The organism is Xanthomonas sp. SHU 308 (genome assembly GCF_000364645.1).
GTDB classification, from domain to species: domain Bacteria; phylum Pseudomonadota; class Gammaproteobacteria; order Xanthomonadales; family Xanthomonadaceae; genus Xanthomonas_A; species Xanthomonas_A sontii.
This window is the reverse complement of the sequence record NZ_AQOK01000145.1, coordinates 1-5,425: the sequence shown is the minus strand read 5'-3', so window position 1 is coordinate 5,425 and position 5,425 is coordinate 1. Positions and strand designations below refer to the sequence as shown.

The window sequence follows — 5,425 nt, the reverse complement described above, 5'->3', positions numbered from 1 at the left end:
GGCCGCTGCCGGCAGCGGGCGGCACCGCGGCGCCGGGCATGCGCGCCGCGCGCCGCGTGCCCGGGTCGACATTGGTGCTGCGCGCCACGTAGGGCAGATAGATCAGGCCGGGCAGCACCCCGGCGTGGGTCAGCAGGACATTGGCCCGTTCCACCATCTCGCCGTAGCGCGCCAGTACCTGCCGTTCGAAGGCGCGATACAGCGCCAATTGCGTGTCCAGGCCAAGGCCCAACGCTTCGCCGGCGGTGCGCAGCAGCCGGCACAGCGCGTGCGGTCCCAGCGGCAGTTGCTCGATCTCGAAGGCGGGCCGCGCCGCCAGCACGCCGAAGCGCTGGCCGAGCAACTGCAGCGGGATATTGCAGCGGATCGCCTCGCGGCGGGCGATCTCGTGCAGCACGATGTCGCGGTCGATATCCACGTCGGCGACCAGGGTCAGCATCTGCGCGGCACCTGCCTTGGCTGCGCGCGGCGCAGCGGCCGTTGCCAAGGGGCTGCGGATCCTGGCAAGCCCGGCTTCCAGCTGCGCCTGGTAGAACGGCGCCAGGCGCCCGCGCTGCGCGCGCACGCGTTGCGCCTCCTGGAACAGGTCCTGTTGCACCTGGCCATTGCGGGCGCGTCCGGCCTGCTCGAGCAGGTCCTGCTCCAGCTCGTCCAGGGTCGCCTGCAGCGGCAGTTCCAGGGCCTGCCACAGCAGGCTGTTCAAGGCCAGCAGGATGTCGCGCACGCGCGCCGGCATGGCGGCGCTGGCAAGCGTCGCTGGCGGGGCCGACATGGTCGCAGACAGGGGCATCCTGTGATCGCCGTTATACTTTTCTGCGCGGTATGTAGCACGATCCGCCGCCGCAACCAAGGCGGCGGCGCGGCTCAGGGCAGGAACAGGGCGATCACGTCGTTGGTGAAGCGCCGTCCAAGCTCGGTCGGGACTGCGTGGCCGGCGTCCACCCGCAGCCAGTCGCGGGCCTGTGCGGTGGCCAGGGCCGGAGCGATCGCCTGCAGCGGCAGGCCGGTGCGCGCGCTGAAGTCGCGCAGCGCGAAGCCGTCGTTGAGGCGCAGGGCGTTGAGCATGTACTCGAACGGGCGCCGCTCCGGCGCGATCCACTCGTCGCCGCCGATCGCCGCCGGCGTCCCCGCCGCGTCCAGGAACGCCTGCGGATGCTTGTGCTTCCAGCGCCGCAGGATGTTCTGTTCGGCGCCGGAGCTGATCTTGCCGTGCGCGCCGGCACCGATGCCGAGATAGTCGCCGAAGGTCCAGTAGTTGAGGTTGTGCGCGCAGCGGTAGCCGGCGCGCGCATAGGCGCTGACCTCGTACTGCGCGTAGCCGGCCTCGGCCAGCAGCGCCTGGCAGCGCTCCTGCATGTCCCAGGCGTCGTCGTCCTCGGGGATGCCCTGCGGCGGCCGCGCGGCGAACACGGTGTTCGGCTCCAGGGTGAGCTGGTAGTGGCTCAGGTGGGTCGGCTGCAGCGCCAGCGCCTGCGCGATGTCGCGCTCGGCCTCGGCCAGGGTCTGCTGCGGCAGCGCGTACATCAGGTCCAGGTTGACATTGGCGTAGCCGGCGTCCTGCGCCAGCTTCACCGCACGCTCGGCCTCGGCGCCGTCGTGGATGCGGCCCAGCCGCTGCAGCGCCGCGTCGTCGAAGCTCTGGATGCCGAAGCTCAGGCGATTCACCCCGGCCGCCAGATAGCGGTCGAAGCGGCCGTGCTCGGCGGTGCCGGGGTTGGTCTCCAGGGTGATCTCCAGGCCCGGCGCGAAGCGCAGCCGGGCGCTGGCCGCCTGCAGGAAGTGGTCGATCGCCTCGGGCGGAAACAGGCTGGGCGTACCGCCGCCGAAGAACACGCTGTTGACCACGCGGCCCCAGACCAGCGGCAGGTCCTGGTCCAGGTCGCGGATCAGCGCATCCACGTAGGCGTCGAACGGCAGCGCGCCCTTGGCCGCATGCGAATTGAAATCGCAGTACGGGCATTTGCGCACGCACCAGGGCAGGTGCACGTAGAGCGACAGCGGTGGCGGCACCAGCGTCGGGGTGTCGGCGTGCGCGGACGGATCCGGGCAGGCGGTGCCGGGCGGATGCTGGCAATGGTCGTGGGCGTGCGGCATGGCGGGCGGGAATCTGGAAACGGAGATGCGGGCGGTGTGGGCGCCGGAGGGGTCAGGGCTTGGCGCAGCGGCGCAGGGCAGTCTGCGCGCGCCGCGGTGTCCTGACTGGCCCGGTGCCTGCGCGCGGTGCGGTCACTCGGCGGGATGCGCCGCAAGATGGTCCGCCAGGCGCTGCTTGAGCTGCTGCAGGGCGAGGGCGCGGTGGCTGATGCGGTTCTTCAGCGCCAGCGGCATCTCGGCGGCGGTCTGGCCGTGCTCCGGATCCAGGAACACCGGGTCGTAACCATGCCCGCCGGTGCCGGCACGCGCATGCGCGATGCGGCCGCGCCAGCGGCCTTCCACCAGCAGCGGCTGCGGATCCTCGGCATGCCGCAGCAGCACCAGCACGCAGTAGAAATGCGCGCCGCGCTGCGCATCGGGGACATCGCGCAGCGCGTCCAGCAGCTTGTCGATGTTGGCCTGCGCATTGCCGTGCTCGCCGGCGTAACGCGCCGAGTACAGCCCCGGTGCGCCATGCAGCGCGTCCACGCAGATGCCGGAGTCGTCGGCCAGCGCCGGCAGGCCGGTGACGCGGGCGGCGTGGCGCGCCTTGAGCAGCGCGTTCTCGACGAAGGTCAGGCCGGTCTCGTCGGCATCGCTGACGCCGAGCGTGGATTGCGCGATCAACTCGACCCCCACGTCGTCGAGCAAGGCCTTCAGTTCTTCGAGCTTGCCGGCGTTGCTGCTGGCCAGGACCAGTTTCATGCGATGGGCTCCAGCAGATCCCAGGTGTTGCCGTACAGATCGCGGAACACCGCGACCGTGGCGTAGGGTTCGTGGCGAGGGACTTCCAGGAATTCCACACCGGCGGCCAGCATCGCCGCATGGTCGCGCTGGAAGTCGTCGGTGTGCAGGAAGAAGCCGACGCGGCCGCCGGTCTGGTCGCCGATGCGGCTGCGCTGCGCGTCGTCGCTGGCGCGCGCCAGCAGCAGCGCCGCGCCGCGCGCATCGCCGGGCCCGACCACGACCCAGCGCTTGTGGCCCTGGTCCACGTCCTCCAGCACCTGGAAGCCCAGCTTGCCGGTGTACCAGGCGATGGCCTCGTCGTAGTCGGCCACCACCAGGGTGACCAGGGCCAGGCGCCGGTTCATTGCGCCAGGGCGGCGCGCTGTGCCGCCAGCAGTTCGCCGATGCCGCGCTCGGCCAGGCCGAGCAGCGCGTCCAGTTCGTCGCGGCGGAAGGCGTGGCCCTCGGCGGTGCCCTGCAGCTCGATGAAGCCGCCGCCATCGTTCATCACCACGTTCATGTCGGTGTCGCAGTCGCTGTCCTCGGCGTAGTCCAGGTCCAGCACCGGCATGCCGCGGTACACGCCGACCGAGACCGCGGCGACCGCGCCCAGCACCACCGGCTTCTTCAGGTCGCCGCGCTTCTGCAGCCAGTTCACCGCATCCACCAGCGCCACGTAGGCGCCGGTGATGGCGGCGGTGCGGGTGCCGCCGTCGGCCTGCAGCACGTCGCAGTCCAGGGTGATGGTGCGCTCGCCCAGCGCGGTACGGTCGACGCAGGCGCGCAGCGCGCGGCCGATCAGACGCTGGATCTCCAGCGTGCGTCCGCCCTGCTTGCCGCGCGCGGCCTCGCGATCGGAACGCGAGTGGGTGGCGCGCGGCAGCATGCCGTATTCGGCGGTGACCCAGCCTTCGCCCTTGCCGCGCAGGAAGCCCGGCACGCGGTTCTCGACGCTGGCGTTGCACAGCACGCGGGTGTCGCCGAAGCTGACCAGGACCGAGCCTTCGGCATGGCGGGTGAAGGCGCGTTCGATGCGGACCGGGCGCAACTGATCGGCCGTGCGGCCGCTGGGACGGGAGAAGGACATGCAGGGGTTCCGGGAAGGGCGGGGCCGTGCGCGGCCTGTGACCGCGTCGGTGAGGCAGGAAAGGGCGCTAGGTTAACATTCGCCCCCTGTCCGCACCGGAACACCGCATGATCCGCAGCATGACCGCCTATGCCGGCGCCGAGCGCATCACTCCCTGGGGCACGCTGGTATGCGAGCTGCGCTCGGTCAACCACCGTTTCCTGGAAGTCGGCGTCCGCCTGCCGGAAGAACTGCGCGCGCTGGAGCCGCAACTGCGCGAACGCGTCGCCGCGCGGATCAGCCGCGGCAAGCTCGACCTGATGCTGCGCCTGCGCGCGCCGGAGGCAGCGCAGACCCTGGCGGTGAACGAGGCCCTGGTCGAGCAACTGGGTGTGCTTGCGCAACGGCTGGGAGTGCGTTTCCCGCAGATGCAGGTGCAGTTCGTCGACCTGCTGCAGCTGCCCGGCGTGCTGCAGGGGCAGACGGTCGATCCGGCGGCGCTGCAGGCGCAGGCGCTGGAGCTGCTGGACGAGGTGCTGGCCGAGTTCGTCGCCGCGCGCGAGCGTGAGGGCGGCAAGCTGGCCGCGGCCATCGTCGAGCGCGTCGATGCGGTGGAACGCATCGCCGGCGAGGTGCGCACGCTGATCCCCGCCATCCGCGACGGCCAGCGCGCCAAGCTGGCGGCGCGCCTGGCCGATCTGCCGCATCCGGTCGATCCCGGCCGCGCCGAGCAGGAACTGGTGCTGTGGCTGCAGAAGCTCGATGTGGACGAGGAACTGGACCGGCTCGGCAGCCACATCAAGGAACTGCGCCGCGTCCTGCGCCAGCCGGAACCGGCGGGCCGGCGCCTGGACTTCCTGCTGCAGGAGTTCAACCGCGAGGCCAACACCCTGGGCTCGAAGTCGGTGGACAGCCGCACCTCCAACGCCGCGGTGGAGCTGAAGGTGCTGATCGACCAGATCCGCGAGCAGGTGCAGAACCTGGAGTAACCAGCGCGGGTTCGGTCGGCGCGGGTACGACCATCGCGCTCAGCGCAGGAAGAACTCCACCGGCACCACCACCTGCACCGCATCGCCGGACATCTCTGCCGGCGGTGGTGGCAGCGGCTCGGCGCGCCGGACCGTGGCCAGCGCTTCGGCGTCCAGCGTGTCGTGGCCGCTGCTGCGGACCAGGCGCAGGTCGCCGGCATGGCCGCCGTGGTCCACTGCGAAACCCACTTGCGCCACGCCTTCCTGCCTGCGTCGCTGCGCCGCTCGCGGATAGCGTTTGTAGCGTTGCAGGTGGCCCAGCAGTTGCGCCTGCCAGGTCACGCGCGCCTGTGGCGTGGTCCCGGCCAGCGACTGCGGCGCGGCGTAGCGCTCCGCAGGTGGCGCGACGATGCCGGGTGGCGCGCTGGCCTGCGCGGCGGCCGACTCCTGCGGCGTGTCCTGTTGCGCGTGCAGCGGCGTTGGCGGCGATTGCGCTTGCGCTTGCGCCGGCACTGGGACGGTCGGCACGGGG

General features: G+C 71.5%; 7 protein-coding genes. 1 reads left to right on the top strand and 6 read right to left on the bottom strand.

The features are described 5' to 3' along the window. The 5 genes from D588_RS0106165 to rph form a co-directional block, all read right to left on the bottom strand. Positions 1–772, bottom strand: a 772-nt coding sequence (locus D588_RS0106165) for a DUF1631 family protein (RefSeq protein ID WP_198526734.1), incomplete at its 3' end; no start/stop codon positions are given. Positions 773–864: 92 nt separating this feature from the next. After that, on the bottom strand, positions 865–2,094 hold the full coding sequence (gene hemW, locus D588_RS0106160) for a radical SAM family heme chaperone HemW (RefSeq protein ID WP_017915366.1): 1,230 nt from the start codon (positions 2,092–2,094) through the stop codon (positions 865–867). A 132-nt stretch (positions 2,095–2,226) separates the two neighbouring features. Further along, the gene (gene rdgB, locus D588_RS0106155; protein ID WP_017915365.1) at positions 2,227–2,838 is read right to left on the bottom strand and encodes an RdgB/HAM1 family non-canonical purine NTP pyrophosphatase; all 612 of its coding nucleotides are present in this window, start codon (positions 2,836–2,838) and stop codon (positions 2,227–2,229) included. Further along, the gene (locus D588_RS0106150; RefSeq protein WP_017915364.1) at positions 2,835–3,224 is read right to left on the bottom strand and encodes a VOC family protein; all 390 of its coding nucleotides are present in this window, start codon (positions 3,222–3,224) and stop codon (positions 2,835–2,837) included. Before D588_RS0106150 ends, rdgB begins: the two co-directional genes overlap by 4 nt. Continuing rightward, a complete protein-coding gene (rph, locus tag D588_RS0106145; RefSeq protein WP_017907632.1) occupies positions 3,221–3,946 on the bottom strand; it encodes a ribonuclease PH in 726 nt (241 codons plus the stop codon). Before rph ends, D588_RS0106150 begins: the two co-directional genes overlap by 4 nt. Before the next feature lie 107 nt (positions 3,947–4,053). On the opposite strand from rph, the gene D588_RS0106140 reads away from it, so the two are divergent. Further along, positions 4,054–4,914 carry a YicC/YloC family endoribonuclease gene (locus D588_RS0106140; RefSeq protein ID WP_017915363.1) on the top strand — a complete coding sequence of 287 codons (861 nt, stop codon included), beginning with the start codon at positions 4,054–4,056 and terminating at the stop codon, positions 4,912–4,914. Positions 4,915–4,953: 39 nt separating this feature from the next. Here D588_RS0106140 and D588_RS0106135 read toward each other — a convergent pair. Further along, positions 4,954–5,425, bottom strand: a 472-nt coding sequence (locus D588_RS0106135) for a TonB family protein (protein ID WP_017915362.1), incomplete at its 5' end; no start/stop codon positions are given.